We start from the raw sequence: 18,379 nt of genomic DNA, 5'->3' as shown, positions 1-18,379 counted from the left end.
TTTGCCCAACCTCGCGGATTGGGCTTTTTTTGCTGGCGCGAGCGGACGGAGTGACGCGCAGCGCATTGCGGACTGCGGGTCAAACGCCGCGTGTCAATCGCCGCGCGTCAAATGCCGCTGTCGCGACCGCTAAACGCAGAGTGCGACAGCGGAGGGCGAAAAGCGGAGGGCGAAAGCGCTTCTACGCGCCGTGAATGTAGTGCTCCAGCTGCTGAATGGTGAACTGCTGCTCGGCGATGATGTTTTTCACGAGGTCGCCGATCGACACCATGCCGATCAGATTGTCACCTTCCATGACGGGCAGGTGTCGCATGCGACGCTCGGTCATCAGCGCCATGCATTGGTCGGTGGTCTGCTCGAGCGTCACGAAGCGCACGGCGCTGCTCATGATGTCGCGCACGGCCGTCGTCTTCGACGAGCGGTCCATCAGTACGATCTTGCGGGCATAGTCGCGTTCGGTGACGATCCCCGCGATCGACCCGTGCTCCTTGACGATCAATGCGCCGATCTGTTTTTCAGCCATCAGCTTGATGGCGTTGTAGACGGAATCGGATGCCTCGATCGTATAGACGTCTTGATTCGGCTTCGATTTGAGTACTTGTGCAACGCTAGTCATGGAGCGGCTCCGTTTGCAGTGCAGCACGCCCGGCCGCGGCGCGCTGGGGTGAAGGAGGGGCACGTCAAGCGCAGATCAAGCGCAGATCAAGTATAGGCGTCGACGGCGGCTGCGGCGACGCTCGCTTCGCCTGGTTTCGTGGGGAGCGGCACGCATGTCATGCAAACGGCAACGCGTTGGATGAGTATCTTGTTCGTCCGGCCTGGTTCGTTCCATTTCGTGCGATGGCGGATGCGCCGCGGCGCCCGCGCGCACCATCGAGGAGCGCGACAGGTAGAATTCACCGTTTAGCGGTAAACTCCGCTCTGTACTTTGTTCGCCGGTTTCTTTTTAGCCCGGTTCTCATCCCCGTTAGTTCACGGGTTCATGTCCGCAATACCGCTAACGCCATGCCCATGTCTCACGAGCCGTCGCACGCAGACGGCGCCACCACCGGCGAATGCGTCGCGCTCGACGCGACGGCCACGCTGCCAACCCGCTACGGCATCTTCACGTCCTATGTGTTTCGTGTGAACGACTCGGGCGCGGAACACGTCGCGCTCGTGATGGGCGATGTCGAGAACAAACAGTCGGTGCTCACGCGCCTGCATTCGGAATGTCTGACGGGCGACGTGCTCGGCTCGTATCGCTGCGACTGCGGCGAACAACTGGATCTCGCGCTGCGCTATATCGCAGCCGAAGGTTGCGGCGTGCTGCTCTATTTGCGCGGACACGAAGGACGCGGCATCGGACTGTCGAACAAGATCCGCGCGTATGCGTTGCAGGAGCAGGGCCGCGATACCGTCGAAGCGAATCTTGACCTCGGCCTGCCCGAAGACTCGCGCGAGTACGATTCGGCGGCTGCCATTCTGCGGCTGCTGAAGGTGACGTCCGTGCGCCTGATGAGCAACAACCCGAAGAAGTTCGACACGTTGTCGAAGCACGGCATTCCCGTGTGCGAGCGGGTCGCACTGGCGATTCCGATGCGCGAAGAGAACGAGCGCTATATCCGCACGAAACAGGTGAAGTTTGGGCACTATTTCGAAGAAAACGAATAGCCGTAAATCCAGCACCGGCTAGAATCGTCCAAACGCGTCAGATATCGTAGGCAAGTCACTGAATTAAAAAGAGAATATTGCGATCTGCGATGTCGTCATTGCCGCACCTACGCTCGTCTCCACTCACCTAAACTTGCTGTCCTGGCGTAGGTTTTTTCGCCGTTGCCGAGAAAACCTACGCCGCGTATCCTTCTCTCGAAAAAACCTACGCCGAGGGAACTATGCGCTTTGATGCACGCGTCGCCGCTAGATTGCCGAGCGGCGAGCACATGACCTTTGAGGGGTTTCCGGGACTACGTCTGCAGGCTTCGACGAGCCGGAAGTCGTGGACGTATCGCTACAAGTCACCGGTTGACGGCCGAATGCGCCAAGTGAAACTTGGCGAATGGCCAGCGATGGCATTTGCAGCAGCAATCGCTGCATGGGAAACGAACCGCATCGAGCGCGACACTGGAGCCGAGCTCTCCGCACTGCGTCGAAAGAAAGAGCGGGCGGCAGCCCGTCCATCGCCGGACGATTACACCGTCAGGCAGCTCTGTCGCGACTATCTCGAAGGGTACGTGGAGGTGAACCGCAAGGCGAAGGGGGCGATAGAGGTCGCTCGCATCTTCAAGGCGATGCTGGATCCGATCGCAGATATGCGCGCTGCGACCCTCACGCGCGCCCAGGCGTTCGATTTCCTCGAATCGTATCGGGCCACGCCCATGCTCGCGTCGCGGCTTCGCATGGAGCTTGGTTGCGCCTGGCATTACGCGCTCGATGCTGGCCGCCTTCCAGAGGACACTGCGAACTGGTGGCGGGAGGTTCTGAGAGGGCGCTTGAAAAGCAAAGGGCGCAAGGTCGAGGGGAAATATACGGGGACACAGAAGCGCGTCCTCTCGGTAGATGAAATTGGCACGCTGATCCGGTGGTTACCGAACTTCAGCTTGACCGTTGCTGACGCATTGACGCTCTACCTCTGGACCGGCACAAGGGGCGGCGAAATTGTCGCCATGGAGGAAACTGAAATTGCCGAGGAGGCTGACGGCCTGTGGTGGACCGTCCCGAAGCACAAGACCAAGGGACTTCATAACGAGCGAGCAACAGACTTACGAGTGCCGCTCATCGGTCGTGCCGAAGTCGTTGTGCGTCGGCGGCTAGATCAGGCCAAGGGAACGTTCCTGTTTCCTTCGTCATCGCGTGGCACTGCGATGAACCAGACTGTGATTCAGCACGGCGTCTACTACCACCAGCCTTATTGCAAGATTGCGCCGAAACACGACCGACCTCGTCTGCCGGTTACGCACTGGTCGGCCCACGATCTTCGGCGAACGACGCGAACGCTTCTGGCAACGCTCGGTTGTCCAATTGAAATCGGGGAGGCGGTACTCGGCCATGTACAGCCAGGCGTCGTTGGAATCTATAACCGTCACACCTACGATAGGGAGCGGCGGGATTGGCTTACGCGATTGTCGCATCGCCTCGAGGAGATCGCTGCGACGTATCCTTCGAGGAAGTAGTGCGGCGGTGCCGATTATTGTGACCGGTGTTTGGAGGAGGGAGCAAATCGGATACGGGCCGCTCCTCGGCCCACGCTTCGACCTCGCGCGTGAGCCAGGCGACGCGACGACCGGATAGCATTCGGGGCTTTGGAAACTGGTTTTCGCGAACGAGCTTTTGCACACTCGTCTCTGAAAGAGCGACAGCGGCAGCAACGGCAGGAAGATCGAGATAAAGCGGTTTCATACTGGTCGGTGCGGGCATGCTGCAATCCTCTCTTGGGGGGCGCTGACCAATGAACAACGTTTTGTAATTGGGTTTTGCTCGAACGGCTCGCGATGCCGAACGCTCTGCACCCGCGAAGCATCGGGCAGCGAACGACAAGCTTTCCAGATTCGGCCCACATTGGATGCCACCAGGTCGAGCATGGGCTCAGCGCTCCATGTGGCCGGATTAGGCGGTGGACTGGCGTGTACAGGATCTGTCGGACCATTCGGAACTCGACGGGCTGCTCCACGACGATCTCGTGAAAGCAAAAGAATCGGTAGACCTGCGGGGACCGACTTCTTCCCAAGGCGAGGGGCAGAGAGGGCTTCCAGTCAAAAAGACCCGCGGTGGTCCAGACAAAGAGACGAAGCACGACCGCGAATGCAACAAATGAGCACCACTGGTAACTCACGCGCTAGGGTGTTGCGTCGACAAACACCTATCATATTAGGCCGTTCGAGAAAGACAAGGCGTTTAGTCTTCGCTACCTTCACGTTATTCCCAGATAGACGATAACAGACCGAAAAACTCTCCGTGCTCCCGTTAATCAATCACTTCGTTCGGATTCTCTGTAGCTCTCTGCGCAATCGTTCGACCGCCCAAGAAAGGACTCATGCTTTCCGTCCATTGCTTCATCACAAAAGGAATTGCTAGTCGCATAGACATTCGATGCACTCGCCAATGTACTCGATTGAGGCTGGGTCAAAATGGATCAGCGAATCGTTGCGAAAGTGCAATGCTACGGACGGTGACGCCCTGCCGGCAGCGGGAGTCATCGCGTGACGTCCCCGGCGAACTCGTCGCGGAGCTGGCGACGTATGGCAGCTGGTTTGCGTTCATACCCGCCTTCAACGCAAGTCCGGCAATTGACGCACGGGACTGTAGGCAGGCGTCAATCAACTTGCGCTTGCCCTCGGCGTCTAACTTCCTCTTGCCTGCCGCAGTCACGCCGGTCACCCGCAGCGGAATGAAATCAACCTCGTTCTCTGTCATTGGTTGCGTCCGGAACTTGCAGTTGTGGACGCAAGCCTGCGCTCGCTCAGCTTGCAATTCTAAGTGCGTTTTAATTCGCGCGTACGAGCATCGCGTCGCTCTCCAATACGTCGCCTCAAATGATTGTTCTGCAAGCGCAGCGCTCACGCTCCGTAAATCTTCTCGCAGAACGCCGCACTCGCACCCAGCCTTCGAGACAGATCTGCAGCGGCATCCAGTTGCACACGATCGAGTTCGCCCGACGCGTGCGCTGCGCTCAGCCGCGATGCAGGACCGGACAACGTCAGCGCCGCCATGAACTTGTCGCCGGCGCCGAAGATCGGTACCGCGAACGCGGCTGTGTGCACGTCGCGCGCGCCCGCGGTGAAGATCGGCAGTGCGGGCGGCCTGTCGTAGATCGGTTCGCCGAGTCCCCAGAAACGGATCACTTGACTGATGGCCGTGTCGTCGAGCGGCAGCGTCGTTCCCGCGAGCCGCGTTTCACGCAGACCTTCGGACGGCTCGGCCCGAAACAGGCAAAGCCGCTGCCCGTTGTCGGGAACGTAGTACGATGCGCTTTCTTTCGTCAGCGCGGCGAGCGCATGCAGCGCCGGTTCCACCACCGTGGACAGATGGAAGGACTGCTCGTACAGCTTGCCCAAGTACAGCACGCGATGTCCGAGCGAATAGCTGCCCGATTGCGCGCGCACCACATAGCCCATTCGCTCCAGCGAGTTCATCAATCGATAGACCGTCGTCTTGTGCATGCCGGACGCCTGCGCAAGCATCGCAAGCGACTGTGACTCGGCCCCCGGCCTGAAGCAGTCCAACAGCGAAAGCGCTTTCTCGACTGCGACGACTCCGTCGTTTCCCATTCCCGTCTCCCGTCATTCGTTTCCGCTGCATTGTACACAGTAAAACGATGGTTTATACCGTAAACGGGTAAACGCTAGTGGCTCGGCGCGCCGTCGCTAGCTATAGTGATTGCATCTGGTACACCATCGTTGTACAGAGTACAACTCACGAACTGAGATGAAATCCATGAGCACTACGTCCGCAGGTACTTCCGCCATCAATCGCAATATCGAGCGCGTGTCACCGGAACTCGTCGAGGCAGCTGCGCGCTATCAGGCCGCCATCCTCGCCGACGTCGCTGGCCGTCGCGGCACGCTGCATGGCCGGGTCAAGCCGCTGTCGCCGACGATGAAAGTCGCGGGTCCGGCCGTCACGGTCGAAGTGCGTGCTGGCGACAACCTCGCCATCCACGCCGCACTTTCGATCGCGAAGCCGGGCGACGTGATCGTCGTCGACGGCAAGGGCGATCTGTCGTGCGCGCTGATCGGGGAAATCATGGCGACCCAGGCAAAGGCGAGCGGCATAGCGGGCATCGTCATCGACGGCGCGGTGCGCGACGCGCACGAACTCGCCGGCGGCGACTACCCGATCTTCGCGGCCGGCCTGAATCCCTGCGGCCCGACCAAGAGCGTCGCGGGCCTCGTGAATGCGCCGATCTCGGCCGGCGGCACGGCCATCAACCCGGGCGATCTCATTGTCGGCGACGCGGACGGCGTGGTCGTGATTCCGCGCAACGACGTAGCGCGCATCATCGATCTCGCGCAGAAAAAGCTCGACATGGAAACGGCGCGCATCGCGGCGATTCACAAGGGCGACGTGCGTCCGGGCTGGATCGAGAAAGAACTGCGTGCAGCAGGCATGCTGGCGGAAGGCGAGGCGCTGTGATGCAGACGGCTTCGCATAAACCCGTCGTCCTTGTGACGGCTGCCGATCTCGCGCCGCAAGCGCTCGACATGCTGACCCGGTTCGACGTCGTGTTCGCGGGCAAGCAGCCGACGGAAGACGACATCGTCGCACTGTGCGCGCAGCACAAGCCTGTCGCGATCATCGTTCGATACGGCAAGGTCAACGCCCGCATCATGGACGCCGCCGACAACCTGCAGGTGATTTCGAAGCACGGCAGCGGCATCGACGTGATCGATCAGGCCGCGGCAGCCGCGCGCGGTATCGCGGTGCGCGCGGCCGTGGGCGCCAACGCCGCCGCTGTCGCGGAGCACGCGTGGGCGCTGATTCTCGCGTGCGCCAAGTCCGTGCCGCAACTCGATGCGCGCATGCGCGAAGGCCACTGGGACAAGGCCACGCACAAGTCCGCCGAACTGGATGGACGCACGCTCGGTCTCGTCGGACTGGGCGCGATCGGCCGACGCGTCGCAGCGATCGGCGCGGCCTTCGGCATGAACGTGCTCGCGTTCGATCCGTGTGCGAACGAAGCGCCCGCAGGCGTGAAGCTGGTGCCCCTCGACGAGCTGTACGCCGCTTCCGACATCGTCTCGCTGCATTGCCCGCTGACGGCGGAGAACCGCCAGATGCTCAACCGCGACACGCTCGCGCGATTCAAGCGCGGCGCGATTCTTGTCAACACGGCGCGCGGCGGTCTGATCGACGAAGCCGCACTCGCCGAGGCGCTAGCCAGCGGCCAGTTGCGTTCGGCCGGTCTCGACAGCTTCGACGTCGAACCGATGACGAACCCGCACCCGTTCCAGCAGATTCCGAACGCGATCCTGTCGCCGCATATCGGCGGCGTGAGCGATGCCGCGTACGTGAACATGGGCAAGGGCGCCGCCGCCAATGTTCTCGCCGTCGTCGAAGAACACGCCCGCAACGCAGCCTGAAGTACGCACGAGAAGGCCTATCATGTTCTATCTCATCTCGCCCGAAGTACGCATCGCCGAAGTCTTCACGCGTATGCCGGACAAATTCCGCAAAGCCGACGTCCAGACCGATTGGGCGCGTGCCAATCGCGGCGGCCTCGCCACGGACTCGTTTCTCGAAGGCCCCGTGTGGGACCCGGCCGGCTATCTGTTCGTGACCGACATCCCGCACGGCCGCGTCTTCCGGATTTCGCCTTCGGGCGAGTGGGAACTCGTCGTGCAGTACGACGGCGAGCCGAACGGCATGAAGCGCTTTGACGATGCGCATCTGCTGATCACCGACTATCGCAACGGCCTGATGCTGCTCGACGTCGCGCGCGGCGAAGTGCGTCCGTTTCTCGAGCGACGCAACTCCGAGCGCTTCAGGGGCGTGAACGACCTCACGTTCGATTCGAACGGCAACCTGTACTTCACCGATCAGGGGCAAACGGGGCTGCACGATCCGGCGGGCCGTGTGTACCGGCTGTCGGCGGACGGCAAGCTCGACATGCTGCTCGGCAATTGCCCGAGCCCCAACGGGCTCGTGCTGTCGCCCGACGAAAAGGTTCTCTTTGTCGGCATGACGCGCGGCAACTGCGTGTGGCGCGTGCCGCTTCAGGCGGATGGTTCCGTCAGCAAGGTCGGACAGTTCTTCACGTCCTACGGACCGAGCGGCCCCGATGGACTGACCATCGACACGCAAGGGCGGCTCTTCGTCGCGAACCCTGGGCTTGGCCGCGCGTGGGTGCTGAACCATCGCGCAGAGCCCGTCGAAATCCTGACGAGCCCGGAAGGCGCTTCGCTCACGAATCTATGTTTCGGCAGCGCGGACATGAAGACGCTGTTCATGACCGAGTCCGTTTCGGGGACGGTTCTCAAAGCTGAAATGACGATTGCCGGGCCGCTTCCGAAGCTGGCCCAGCGACGCTAGGCGCCCGCCACACATCAATACATTGCGCCGACAGAAGCGTAATGGAGGAGCAAACATGACCATGTCGCAAACCCTGCGCGCCGACGGCGCCACGCGGCACGCAGAAGCGCCGCCCGTTCCCGGCATCGCGAGCGAGGACTACGCGGCCAGCGAGCGCACGCTCGCTAAAGCGTTCCGTCGAATCCTGCCGTTCATCTTTATCTGCTACGTCATCAGCTATCTCGACCGGACCAATGTCGGGTTCGCCGCGCTGACGATGAACAAGGATCTCGGTTTGACGTCCGAGCAGTTCGGCTTCGGCGCAGGGCTGTTTTTCGTCGGCTATTTCCTGTTCGAGATTCCGAGCAACCTGATCATGCAGAAGGTCGGGGCGCGCGTATGGATCGCGCGGATCATGATCACGTGGGGTCTCTTTTCGATGGCGACGGCGTTCGTCGTCGGTCCGAAGAGTTTTGCCGCCGCGCGCTTCCTGCTCGGTCTCGCCGAAGCGGGCTTCACGCCCGGCATCTACCTGTATTTCACGCACTGGTTTCCGGGCAAGTGGCGCGCGAAAGTGACGGCCGCGTTCTTGGTCGGCATTCCCGTTGCGAACATGATCGGCTCGCCCGTTTCGGGCGCGCTGCTCGAACTCGGCGGCTTGCACGGGTTGCGCAGCTGGCAGTGGCTGCTGCTGATCGAAGGTGTGCCGGCTGTGATCCTCGGTATCGCCTGTCTGTTCGTGCTGGCCGATCGCCCCGAAAAGGCGAAGTGGCTGAGCGAAGAAGAGAAGTCGTCGCTGGCGAAGCGTCTCGCGCTGGAACAGGGCGACATCGGCGCGCGTCACGGCAGCAACCTGCGCGATGCGATGACCAACTGGCGCGTGTTCGTGCTCGCGTTCATCAACTTCTGCGGCATCGTCGGCTCGCTCGGCGTCGGTCTGTGGATGCCGCAAATCATCAAGCAGTTCGGCGTCGAGCACGAGGTCGTCGGCTGGCTCACGGCGATTCCGTACGCAATCGGCGCGGTCGTGATGCTCTGGTGGGCGCGCGTCGCGAATCGCTCGCACAACCGCATTCCGTATGTGGCCGGCGCGCTGGTCGTGGCGGCCGTCGCGCTATGCGCCAGCACATTCGTCGACACGCCCGTGCTCAAGCTGATCGCGCTGTGCTTCACGGTGAGCGGTATCCTCGCTTTCCAGGCGACGTACTGGGCCATTCCATCCGGCTTCCTCACGGGGCGAGCGGCTGCCGGCGGTCTTGCGCTGATCGTCTCGGTGGGCAATCTCGGCGGCTTCGTCGGTCCGTCGATGATCGGCGCGCTCAAGCAGTTCTCGGGCGGCTTCACCATGCCGCTGCTCGCCGTCTCGGGCGTGCTGCTGCTCGGTGCGCTGACCATCGCGTGGCTCGGCGATCCGGGCGCTGACGCGGGCGAAGCGCCGTCCGCGCACAAGGTGTGATCCACGCATTCAAAACCAATCCATAAACTCTGTTTGGAGACTCCATGCTGTTCAAGAAAGCCAGCCACAACGTCAACACGAACGCCCGCCTGATGCTCGGCGCACTCGCAGCCGCAGGCGTCAGCCTGTCGTGCGGCGCCGCGCATGCGCAAAGCAGCGTCACGCTGTACGGCATCGCCGACGTTGGCATCGAGCACATCAACAATACGAGTGCTGGCGGCGCACAAACGCGCGAAGTGTCGGGCAATCTGTCCGGTTCGCGCTGGGGGCTGAAAGGCGTCGAAGATCTCGGCGGCGGCATGAAGGCGATCTTCCAGTTGGAGAACGGCTTCAACATCAACGACGGCACGACCGCGCAATCGACCAAAGGTCTGGGTACGAACGCGACGACGACGGCACGGCTGTTCGGCCGGCAGGCGTGGGTCGGTCTTTCGTACAAAGGCCAGCAACTGACGTTCGGCCGGCAGAACTCGCTGCTCTACGAACAGGCCGTTGCGTTCGACCCGATGGGCGCATCTTCGCGATACTCGGTGCTGTCGCTCGACTACGCGATGGCCGGGCGTATCGACAACTCGGCGAAGTACACGGGCGTGTTCGGCCCGCTGACGGCGCAGGCGATGTACAGCACGCGCTATGACACGGGCTACGGCGCCGAAGTGCCGGGCGCGCAAATCACGGGGCGCTTCTTCAGCGGTGCGCTGACCTACGCGCAAGGTCCGTTCGCGGCGAGCGTCTCGTACGAGCAGCGCAACAGCAACACGGTCGCGACCAACACGGGCACCGAGCGTCGCGCGACGGCAGCCGCTTCGTATGTAATCGGACCCGTGAAGGGCTTCGCGGGCTACCGCTATCTGCGTGCATCGAATGCGTTCCTGCCTGTGAACCCGATCGTCGTTGCAAACGGCTCGGAAGCCAGCGCTGCGAATCTCTACTGGGTGGGTGCGCAGTACACCGTGACACCCGCCTTCATCATCACGGCCACCGGTTACTACCAGGACGTGCATTCGACGGGTGCCGACCCGTGGCTGGCGGTGCTTTGCGCGGACTACCTGCTGTCGAAGCGTACCGACGTTTACGCGACGGCGGGCTTTGCTCACAACAAGGACAAATCCACGCTTGGTGTCAATGGATACGGTACGGTCGCGCCCGGCTATAACCAGACGGGCATCACGATTGGCATGCGCCAAAAGTTCTGACGAGAGAGCGTTGTGCAGATAGTCCATGCGCCCCATCTTCCGGTTCGACAGGACTGGCTTGCCTTGCGAAGTGAGCCGGTTCTGGAGCCTGAGCTGCTGATTGTCGATGCGCATCATCATCTGTGGGACCGCCAGACCGGGCGGTATCTCGCGGATGAGTTCGGAAAGGATGTGGCGAGCGGGCATCGGGTCGTGTCGACGGTCTACGTGCAATGCCGCTCGATGTTGCGCCAGGACGGTCCCGATGCGATGAAGCCCGTCGGCGAAGTGGAGTTCGCCAACGGCATCGCCGCGATGTTCGCGAGCGGCGCGTATGGACGGGCGCGCTGCTGCGAGGCGATCGTCGGCGGCGCGGATCTGACGCTTGGAGCGGAACTCGATGCCGTGCTCGAAACCATGCTGCAGGTATCGGGTGGACGTCTGTGCGGCATTCGCAATCCGCTCGCGTGGCATGCGAGTCCCGAAGTGAGTTCGAGCCCCGTGACGCCGCCGCGCGACCTGATGGCGAATCCGGTTTTCCGGCAGGGTGTCAGGGCGCTCGGCCGCTTCGGGTTGTCGCTCGATGTATGGGTCTATCACACGCAACTCGACGATCTGTATGAACTCGCGCATGCGGCGGATCGCGTGACGGTCGTCATCGATCATTTTGGCGGTCCGCTGGGTGTGGGTCCGTACGCCGGTCAACGCGTGGCTGTTCACGCCGAATGGAAGCAGAAACTCGCCCGCCTCGCGAACCTGCCCAACACGCGCATCAAGCTTGGCGGTGCGGGCATGAACGTGTTCGGCTTCGACTTCGCCACGAGCGAGCTGCCGCCTTCGTCCGAGGAACTGGCCACTGCGTGGCGGCCGTATTTCGACACCTGCGTCGAACGGTTCGGTGTGGATCGCTGCATGTTTGAAAGCAACTTTCCCGTCGACAAAGGGATGTTCAGTTACGGCGTGCTGTGGAACACCTTCAAACGACTCGCGTCCGCGATGTCCGCCGATGAAAAATCCGCGCTCTTCAGCGGGACGGCGGCGACTACTTATCGCCTCGCTATTCCCGGAGACAAGACATGAAGACGAGCGCAACGGTTGCGACAACCGAATTCATTGACGGTGCCGAAGCCAAAGGACTCAGGAATATCACGGGCACCGAGTGGCGTTCGTTGTCGCTCGCGGGACTGGGCTGGACATTCGAAAGCTACGACTCGTTCCTGCTTTCGCTTCTGCTGCCGACCCTCGCCCTTCAGTTCGGCTTGAGCAAGGCGCAGTTGGGCTTGTTCACGAGCATCACGGCGGCGGGGCAGATCGTCGGCGGCATTCTGTTCGGCTATGTGTCGGACCGGCTGGGGCGCGTCGGTACCGCGTTGCTCTGCGTCGGCATTTATTCGCTGTTCTCGGGGCTGATTGCGTTCGCGCCGAACGAGCACTGGTTCGCGACATTGCGCTTCTTCGGCGCGTTGGGCATGGGCGGTACCTGGACGGCCGGCGCCGCGCTGATTGCCGAGACATGGCACGCGAGCCGGCGCGGCAAGGGCGGCGCGCTGATGCAGATGGGGTTGCCCATCGGCGCGATTCTCGCCATCACGATTTCAGGCATCGTCAGCGGCGTGAACAACGGTGTTGGCGGCAACAGCTGGCGTCTGCTTTTTCTGATCGGTGCGTTGCCGTTCTTCATCCTCTTCTGGGTCGCCAGAAAAACACCTGAATCGCCGATCTGGCTGGAGCGCAAGCAGGCGAAGTCGCAGGTTCAGCGCGTTGACGCGGCGGGCAGCGGCAAGCTCAATGTGCGTGGATTGCTGACGGCGTTCGGGTTCATCTTCTTTTTGCAATACCTGTACTGGGGCGTCTTCACGTGGACGCCGACGTTCCTTGTCACGGTGAAGCATCTCGACTTCGTGCATAGCCTGAAGTTCGTGCTTGCTCTGCAGTTCGGCGCGATCAGCGGATTCCTGCTGTTTTCTGCCTTCGTCGACCGGCTCGGCCGACGTCCGATGTTCCTCACCTATCTGTTGATCGGGGCGGGGGCCGTGGGCGTGTACATCCTGTCTTCGGACGCGCTGTTGCTGATGGTCGCGATCTTTCTGACCGGCTTCAGCGTGAACGGCATTTTCGCGGGAGCGGGACCGTTCCTCGCGGAGATCATCGGCAATACGGCGTCGCGCGGATTTCTGATGGGCCTCGCGTACAACGGCGGCCGTCTGGGCGGCTTCATCGCGCCGCTGATCATCGGCGCGCTCGCGTCGACTTCCGCCGGATTCGTGCTGGGACTTGCGACAACCATCGTCGCATTCATCGCCGCCGCCGTCGTCGTATTCTTCGCGCCCGAAACGCGCGGCAGGGCGCTGTCATGACGGTGGCGGCGCAAACCGGCTTCGTCAGCAGACTGTTTCCGGCGCTTGCCGAGGCGTCGCTGACACGTTATCTGAGCGGACAGGTCGCGTCCGTGCTCGGAAGCTGGACGCTGAATGTCACGCTGAACCTGCTCGTGTATCACCTGTCGGGGTCGGCGGCGATTCTCGCACTGCTCAATTTTTTGCTGTATGGACCGCAGCTGATCGTCGCGCCGATTGCCGGTTCGCGGATCAGTTCGGCCAACGCAAAGCGCGCGACGCTGTGGGTGCTCACGGCGTCGCTGGTCCTGACGGCCAGTCTTTTCACGCTGTCGCTGCTCGGCGCGCTCGGCGTGAAGCTGATGCTCGCGCATGCGCTCGCCATCGGCGTGTCCAGTGCGGTCGAGACACCCGCGCGTCAGGTCCTGCTGCTCACGTTCGGCACGTACGGGATGGCCTACAACGGCACGATGCCGTTCGGCTATCTGCTTGTTGGGACCGCGTCCGAAGCGCTAGGCGTACGACAAACGTTCGCAGTCATGGCGGTGGTGCTCGCCAGTGGCGCCATCGCCGTCATTGCATGGCAACGATTCACGAATCAGCGCGCAGGCGCACAATAAACGGAGACGACGATGCAAACTGGATTTATGGACAAGTCCACGATCGAGCGCCGGACGATACGAAAGGTCGTCTGGCGACTCATTCCCTTTCTGATGGTGTGCTATCTGCTTGCCTTTATCGACCGGGGCAACGTGGGCATGGCCTCCCTTCAAATGAATCACGACCTTGGCATGTCGGCGAAGGTGTTCGGCTTCGGCAGCAGCCTGTTCTTCATTTCCTACTTCTTTTGCGAGGTGCCGAGCAATCTCGCACTGCAAAAGTACGGCGCGCGGATCTGGATCGCGCGGATCATGATTACTTGGGGCATCGTGTCGGCGGCGACCGCGCTCGTGCATAACGCGACGTCGTTCTATGTCCTGCGCTTTCTGCTCGGCGCCGCCGAAGCGGGCTTCTTTCCCGGCGTGCTGCTGTATCTCTCGTACTGGATTCCGCCGACATATCGCGCGCGCATTGTCGCGACGTTCATGGTCGCGATTCCGGCCGCGAGCTTCATCGGCTCGCCGATCTCGGCACTGCTTCTGCAGATGGACGGCTTGTGGGGCCTGCGCGGGTGGCAGTGGCTCTTCATTCTCGAAGGCGTCCCGACCGTGCTGCTAGGCATCGCGTGTCTATTCATGCTGACGGACAAGCCAAAAAATGCGAAGTGGCTCGACGACGAAGAACGTACGTGGCTCGTCGATGAACTTGCCACCGCTCACAAGACGCCGAGAAAGGTGCCGTCGCTGCCGCTCACACAGCTGTTCCGCAACCGCTACGTGCTGTGTCTCGCGCTCGTCGATGCGTGCGCATCCGCGGCGGGCAGCACCCTGTCCGTCTGGCAGCCACAACTGCTCAAGTCGTTTGGGCTGACCGTCATGCAGACGGGGCTGCTGAACTCCGTCCCATACGCGATCGCATCTGTACTGATGGTGTACTGGGGCCGGCGCTCGGACCGTCTCGGCGAACGCCGCTGGCACACGGTCGTGCCCATGCTGCTGATTGGCTTGGGCCTGTTCGCGACGTCACTGAGCGGCTCGCTGCTGCCGACGATCTGCATGCTCTGCGCGGTGCTGGTCGGCGCGTATTCGTTCAAGGGGCCTTTCTGGGCGCTCGCCACCGACATGCTGTCCAACAGCGCCGTGGCAGCGGGTCTCGCGACGGTGAATGCAATCGCGAACCTCCTCGGTGGCGGCCTGATGGTGAATGTCTACGGATGGGTGAAGGATGCAACGGGCAGCTATGCGCTCGCATTGATGCCGCTCGCCATTCTCACGCTTGTGAGCGTCGCGACTCTGCTGTTGCTGACGCGTAACGGACAGGCGAGCCATGTCGCTGGCAAGACGGAGACCGTTTGATGACGCGGCCCATTGCGAGACGTGAGTTTCTGGCCTTCGCCGGTGCCGCGCTGGCTACCGCTGCGCTCCCGAAGTTGGTTTGCGCAGAAGAAACCTGGTCGAACGGCACGGAACGGCCAGCGTTCAGCCTGCCGGATGGCACCGTCGATTGTCACATGCACATCTACGACGACCGCTTCCCGGTCGCGCCAGGCACGACGCTGCGTCCGCCGAATGCGACAGTCGCACAATACCGGCTCCTGCAGACGCGCCTCGGCGTCAAGCGCAATGTGGTCGTGACGCCGTCGACGTACGGAACGGATAACCGTTGCACGCTGCAAGCCCTCGAGCAGTTCGGTGACAATGCGCGCGGCGTTGCCGTCGTCGACGCTTCAGTGAGCGATGCGGAACTGCACAAACTCGATGGCGGGGGCATTCGCGCGGTTCGCTTCAACCTGAGCTATCCGGGCGAGACGACGCTCGACATGCTCGCGCCACTCGCCGCGCGCATTGCGGGCCTCGGATGGCATATCGAACTGGTCGTGCAGGGCGCGCGCCTGCCCGAACTGGAGCGTCATCTTCTGGCGCTGCCTTGTCCGCTTGTGATTGATCATATAGCGCACGTGCCGCAACCCGGCGGCCTGTCGTCGGATGCCTTACGCACGGCGCGACGCCTTGTTGAGAAGGGCAACACGTGGATCACGCTGTCAGGTCCATACGTCGACAGCAAGACGGGAGCGCCCGCCTACGGAGATGTCGCGCCTGTAGCGAAAGCACTGATCGACATGGCGCCGGAGCGGATGCTGTGGGGAACTGACTGGCCCCATCCGACCCAAAAAACTGACAAGCCGGATGATGCGAGCATGCTGGATGTTATCGCCGGCTGGATCGGGCGCGCGGATTGGCAGCAACTGATATTCGTCACCAATCCGGCGAAGTTGTATCGGTTCGCCTAGCAGAGCGCGGGCACCTTGTCCGTTGCTGCGTCGAAGTGTCGTGCTCTCGCGATACGTCCATGACGGTGCGAATCAGCTCGGCAGTCAAGTGCGCGTAAGGATGAACGCGCTTTTCGATCAGCGTAACGACTCGCTCGATCCCACTTAGACGTACCGTCCTCACCGCGTGGTCTTGCTCGACATCGGTCCCGCGGATCAACGGCAAGATCGAAACGCCGAGGCCAGAGCGTACCGCGGAAAGCACGGCGATTTGCGAGTCCAGCTCCCAGGCGGGTTGAGCCGTCACGCCCTCCCTAATCAGAAATTGGTCTATCGCGCGACCGACCCATGTGTTCCTTTCCAGCGCTAGATAAGGCTCATTCCGCAACGCTTCGGTAAAGGACGCGTACGTCATCGAGGCGGGCTGTATGAGGGCAACCGGGTCCGTATATAACGGGTGGACGGCGAAATCGTCGTCGAGCGCAGTCGGCGGCATATTAACCACGACCGCGTCGAGCAAACCTGCCTCAACTTTGCTCACAAGATTCTGGGATGTTCCAATTTCGACCTTTATTTGAAAACGGGGATGCTCAGATTTCAACCGAAGCAGCACCGCGGGAAAAATGCCGATCAAGACTGAATTGATAACCCCAAGGGTAATCCTGCCCTGCAGTGTCTCGGAACTCGACAGCGAAAGCATTTCCTCATAGTCGGCGAGCAGTCGTTCCGCCAACGGTACCAATCGCACTCCGGAGGACGAGAGCACCATCGAGCGCTTCGTGCGCACGAAGAGGCTCGTCCCTAACCGCTCTTCGAGAAGTCTGAGTTGTGTACTCACGGCTGCCGCCGACAAGTTCACCTCCCGAGCTGCAGAGGCGACCGTGCCGAGTCGATGGAAGGCCAGGAAGGCGCGTAGGGCTCGAAGAATCATGGGTGCTCTCGACGAAGTGGGCTTTTCGCTGCTCGAAGAATGACACATCGATATGCGCGGGAGCATCACCTTTTCTTGATCTCACATCAAAAAAGTTCAGCTTTTCACGGCTCATCAACCGATCTACGCTTGTTTCGCGATGTTACTTGAGCGGCAGATGGGCACCCTACGGGCACTGCCGGTCCAAGTCGCGGCATGGCGCGAGCAATTCGATCGGCTGAAAGGTAACGCGCACGTCGAGTAGTGAATCTTTATCAAAAATGCGCTTCGATTTGTGAAATTGACTCCTTGCCGGAAACGCGGTTCAGAGAGGCTTCAAATCTGATCTGGGCTTGAAAGTGCGAGAAGAAGGAAGCCAAAGTAGCGGGTCGAGCGATCGTAGTACATAGCAATTTGGAGCTCACAATGAAGGTTACATCGGTCGAGACGCTTGCCTGTGATGCTGGGTGGCGAAACTACTACTTCGTAAAGTTATCGACGGACTCGGGCGTGGTCGGATGGAGCGAGTACGACGAAGGGTTCGGCTCCCCAGGCGTCACGGGTGTCATCGATCAGATCAAGCGCCGACTGATTGGCTTGGACGTCAACGAACACGAGCGATTCGTCCAACTCGCCAACTGCTTGACGCGGCCGGCCCCCGGAAGCGTCATCGGGCAAGCTATCGGGGCGTTGGAGAACGCACTCTTGGATGCGAAGGGCAAGGCGCTGAACGTGCCGTGCTACGAGCTGCTGGGCGGGAAGGTTCGCGATAGTGCGCCGATATATTGGTCCCACTGTCCGACGTGGAGAATCAACCATCCGACCTTCTATCCGCCGGCAGTCAAAGACTTGCAGGGTGTCCAGAGCACCGCCGCGGAGGCGCGCGAACGCGGTTTCAAAGCGATCAAAACGAACTTGTTCATTCATGATGAGGGCGATGCCTACGCTTGGAGGCCCGGCTTTGCAGTGCCGTTCAAACCTGAGCTTACGGTCGACAAAAAACTGATAAGAAATGTCCGCCACCATCTCGAAGCTTTACGCGATGGTGCGGGGCCGGACATGGAGATCCTTATCGACTTCAACTTCAATGCGAAGCCGGATGGTTTGCTCAAGGTGCTGCGCGAACTGAGCGACTTCGACCTTTTCTGGGTTGAAATCGATTTGCACCACCCCGAAGCGCTGGCGTATGTCAGGTCGCACAGCCCGCATCCGATCAGCTCATGCGAGACGCTCCTCGGCATGCGCAACTTCCTGCCGTATTTCAAGCATCAAGCCGTCGACGTCGCAATTGTCGACGCTGTATGGAATGGTGTCTTTCAGGCCACCAAGATCGCCGCCGTCGCCGATGCATACGACGTGAACGTCGCACCGCATAACTTCTATGGCGACCTCTGTTCCTTCATGAATTTGCATTTTGCCGCGGCCGTACCGAATCTGCAGATCATGGAAATCGACGTGGATCGCTTGCCCTGGGAGGAGGAGTTGTTCACGCACGCCCCGGAGTTCAAGCATGGTCAGGTCGTGATTCCGGATCGACCGGGCTGGGGAACCGATCCGATCGAGGAGGCGATCCGCGCGCGGCCGCCGAAGGTGACGGGTGGTCTGCTGCAATACAAGAAGAATTGATTCTGTCATCGAGGGAAGGCT

Annotated in this window: 16 protein-coding genes and 2 pseudogenes; 13 read left to right on the top strand and 5 right to left on the bottom strand. The window is 61.3% G+C overall.

The annotated features are described in order from the left end of the window. Positions 1-181 precede the first annotated feature (181 nt). Positions 182-616 (bottom strand): CBS domain-containing protein, encoded by a 435-nt coding sequence (locus tag VSR68_RS27360; protein ID WP_342942839.1) that lies wholly within the window; start codon positions 614-616, stop codon positions 182-184. A gap of 395 nt (positions 617-1,011) precedes the next feature. Between VSR68_RS27360 and ribA the strand changes: the two genes are divergently transcribed. Further along, a complete protein-coding gene (ribA, locus tag VSR68_RS27355; RefSeq protein WP_342942838.1) occupies positions 1,012-1,653 on the top strand; it encodes a GTP cyclohydrolase II in 642 nt (213 codons plus the stop codon). 221 nt (positions 1,654-1,874) lie between these two features. Further along, positions 1,875-3,152 (top strand): tyrosine-type recombinase/integrase, encoded by a 1,278-nt coding sequence (locus tag VSR68_RS27350; protein ID WP_342942837.1) that lies wholly within the window; start codon positions 1,875-1,877, stop codon positions 3,150-3,152. Here VSR68_RS27350 and VSR68_RS27345 read toward each other — a convergent pair. The 3 genes and pseudogenes from VSR68_RS27345 to VSR68_RS27335 all read right to left on the bottom strand — a co-directional run bounded on the left by VSR68_RS27345 (position 3,094) and on the right by VSR68_RS27335 (position 5,246). Next, complete coding sequence (locus VSR68_RS27345) at positions 3,094-3,378, bottom strand: helix-turn-helix transcriptional regulator (RefSeq protein WP_342943007.1); 285 nt, start codon at positions 3,376-3,378, stop codon at positions 3,094-3,096. The two genes, VSR68_RS27350 and VSR68_RS27345, sit on opposite strands and share 59 nt — an antisense overlap. An 843-nt stretch (positions 3,379-4,221) precedes the next feature. Beyond that, positions 4,222-4,392 (bottom strand): annotated as a pseudogene (locus tag VSR68_RS42890) (IS66-like element accessory protein TnpA); the annotation flags it as partial. Positions 4,393-4,535: 143 nt separating this feature from the next. Next, positions 4,536-5,246, bottom strand: coding sequence for an IclR family transcriptional regulator (locus VSR68_RS27335; protein ID WP_342942835.1), 711 nt, complete (start codon positions 5,244-5,246; stop codon positions 4,536-4,538). Between the two features lie 166 nt (positions 5,247-5,412). Here VSR68_RS27335 and VSR68_RS27330 point away from each other — a divergent pair, with 166 nt between their 5' ends. The 10 genes and pseudogenes from VSR68_RS27330 to VSR68_RS27285 all read left to right on the top strand — a co-directional run bounded on the left by VSR68_RS27330 (position 5,413) and on the right by VSR68_RS27285 (position 15,843). Further along, the gene (locus tag VSR68_RS27330) at positions 5,413-6,111 is read left to right on the top strand and encodes an RraA family protein (RefSeq protein WP_342933255.1); all 699 of its coding nucleotides are present in this window, start codon (positions 5,413-5,415) and stop codon (positions 6,109-6,111) included. After that, positions 6,111-7,058, top strand: a complete 948-nt coding sequence (locus VSR68_RS27325) for an NAD(P)-dependent oxidoreductase (protein ID WP_342942834.1) — start codon at positions 6,111-6,113, stop codon at positions 7,056-7,058. Before VSR68_RS27330 ends, VSR68_RS27325 begins: the two co-directional genes overlap by 1 nt. A gap of 22 nt (positions 7,059-7,080) precedes the next feature. Then, positions 7,081-8,007: an SMP-30/gluconolactonase/LRE family protein gene (locus tag VSR68_RS27320; protein WP_342942833.1), complete on the top strand. Its 927-nt coding sequence runs from the start codon at positions 7,081-7,083 to the stop codon at positions 8,005-8,007. A 55-nt stretch (positions 8,008-8,062) separates the two neighbouring features. Next, entirely contained in the window at positions 8,063-9,442 is a 1,380-nt protein-coding gene (locus VSR68_RS27315) for an MFS transporter (RefSeq protein WP_342942832.1), read from the top strand. Positions 9,443-9,486: 44 nt separating this feature from the next. Continuing rightward, complete coding sequence (locus VSR68_RS27310) at positions 9,487-10,638, top strand: porin (RefSeq protein ID WP_342942831.1); 1,152 nt, start codon at positions 9,487-9,489, stop codon at positions 10,636-10,638. A 12-nt stretch (positions 10,639-10,650) separates the two neighbouring features. After that, the gene (locus VSR68_RS27305) at positions 10,651-11,697 is read left to right on the top strand and encodes an amidohydrolase family protein (RefSeq protein ID WP_342942830.1); all 1,047 of its coding nucleotides are present in this window, start codon (positions 10,651-10,653) and stop codon (positions 11,695-11,697) included. Further along, positions 11,694-12,974: an MFS transporter gene (locus VSR68_RS27300; protein WP_342942829.1), complete on the top strand. Its 1,281-nt coding sequence runs from the start codon at positions 11,694-11,696 to the stop codon at positions 12,972-12,974. Before VSR68_RS27305 ends, VSR68_RS27300 begins: the two co-directional genes overlap by 4 nt. Continuing rightward, positions 12,971-13,384 (top strand): annotated as a pseudogene (locus VSR68_RS27295) (MFS transporter); the annotation flags it as partial. The gene VSR68_RS27300 and the pseudogene VSR68_RS27295, both read left to right, overlap by 4 nt. 201 nt (positions 13,385-13,585) lie before the next feature. After that, positions 13,586-14,908: an MFS transporter gene (locus VSR68_RS27290; RefSeq protein ID WP_342942827.1), complete on the top strand. Its 1,323-nt coding sequence runs from the start codon at positions 13,586-13,588 to the stop codon at positions 14,906-14,908. Then, positions 14,908-15,843, top strand: a complete 936-nt coding sequence (locus VSR68_RS27285) for an amidohydrolase family protein (protein WP_342942826.1) — start codon at positions 14,908-14,910, stop codon at positions 15,841-15,843. Before VSR68_RS27290 ends, VSR68_RS27285 begins: the two co-directional genes overlap by 1 nt. On the opposite strand, the gene VSR68_RS27280 is transcribed toward VSR68_RS27285, so the two are convergent. Next, positions 15,809-16,753 carry a LysR family transcriptional regulator gene (locus VSR68_RS27280; RefSeq protein WP_342942825.1) on the bottom strand — a complete coding sequence of 315 codons (945 nt, stop codon included), beginning with the start codon at positions 16,751-16,753 and terminating at the stop codon, positions 15,809-15,811. The two genes, VSR68_RS27285 and VSR68_RS27280, sit on opposite strands and share 35 nt — an antisense overlap. 405 nt (positions 16,754-17,158) lie before the next feature. Between VSR68_RS27280 and VSR68_RS27275 the strand changes: the two genes are divergently transcribed. Further along, positions 17,159-18,358, top strand: coding sequence for a mandelate racemase/muconate lactonizing enzyme family protein (locus VSR68_RS27275; protein ID WP_342942824.1), 1,200 nt, complete (start codon positions 17,159-17,161; stop codon positions 18,356-18,358). Positions 18,359-18,379 lie beyond the last annotated feature (21 nt).

The sequence above is a fragment of the Paraburkholderia phymatum genome (assembly GCF_038900715.1).
GTDB classification, from domain to species: domain Bacteria; phylum Pseudomonadota; class Gammaproteobacteria; order Burkholderiales; family Burkholderiaceae; genus Paraburkholderia; species Paraburkholderia phymatum_A.
This window is presented reverse-complemented; position numbering and strand designations above follow the sequence as displayed.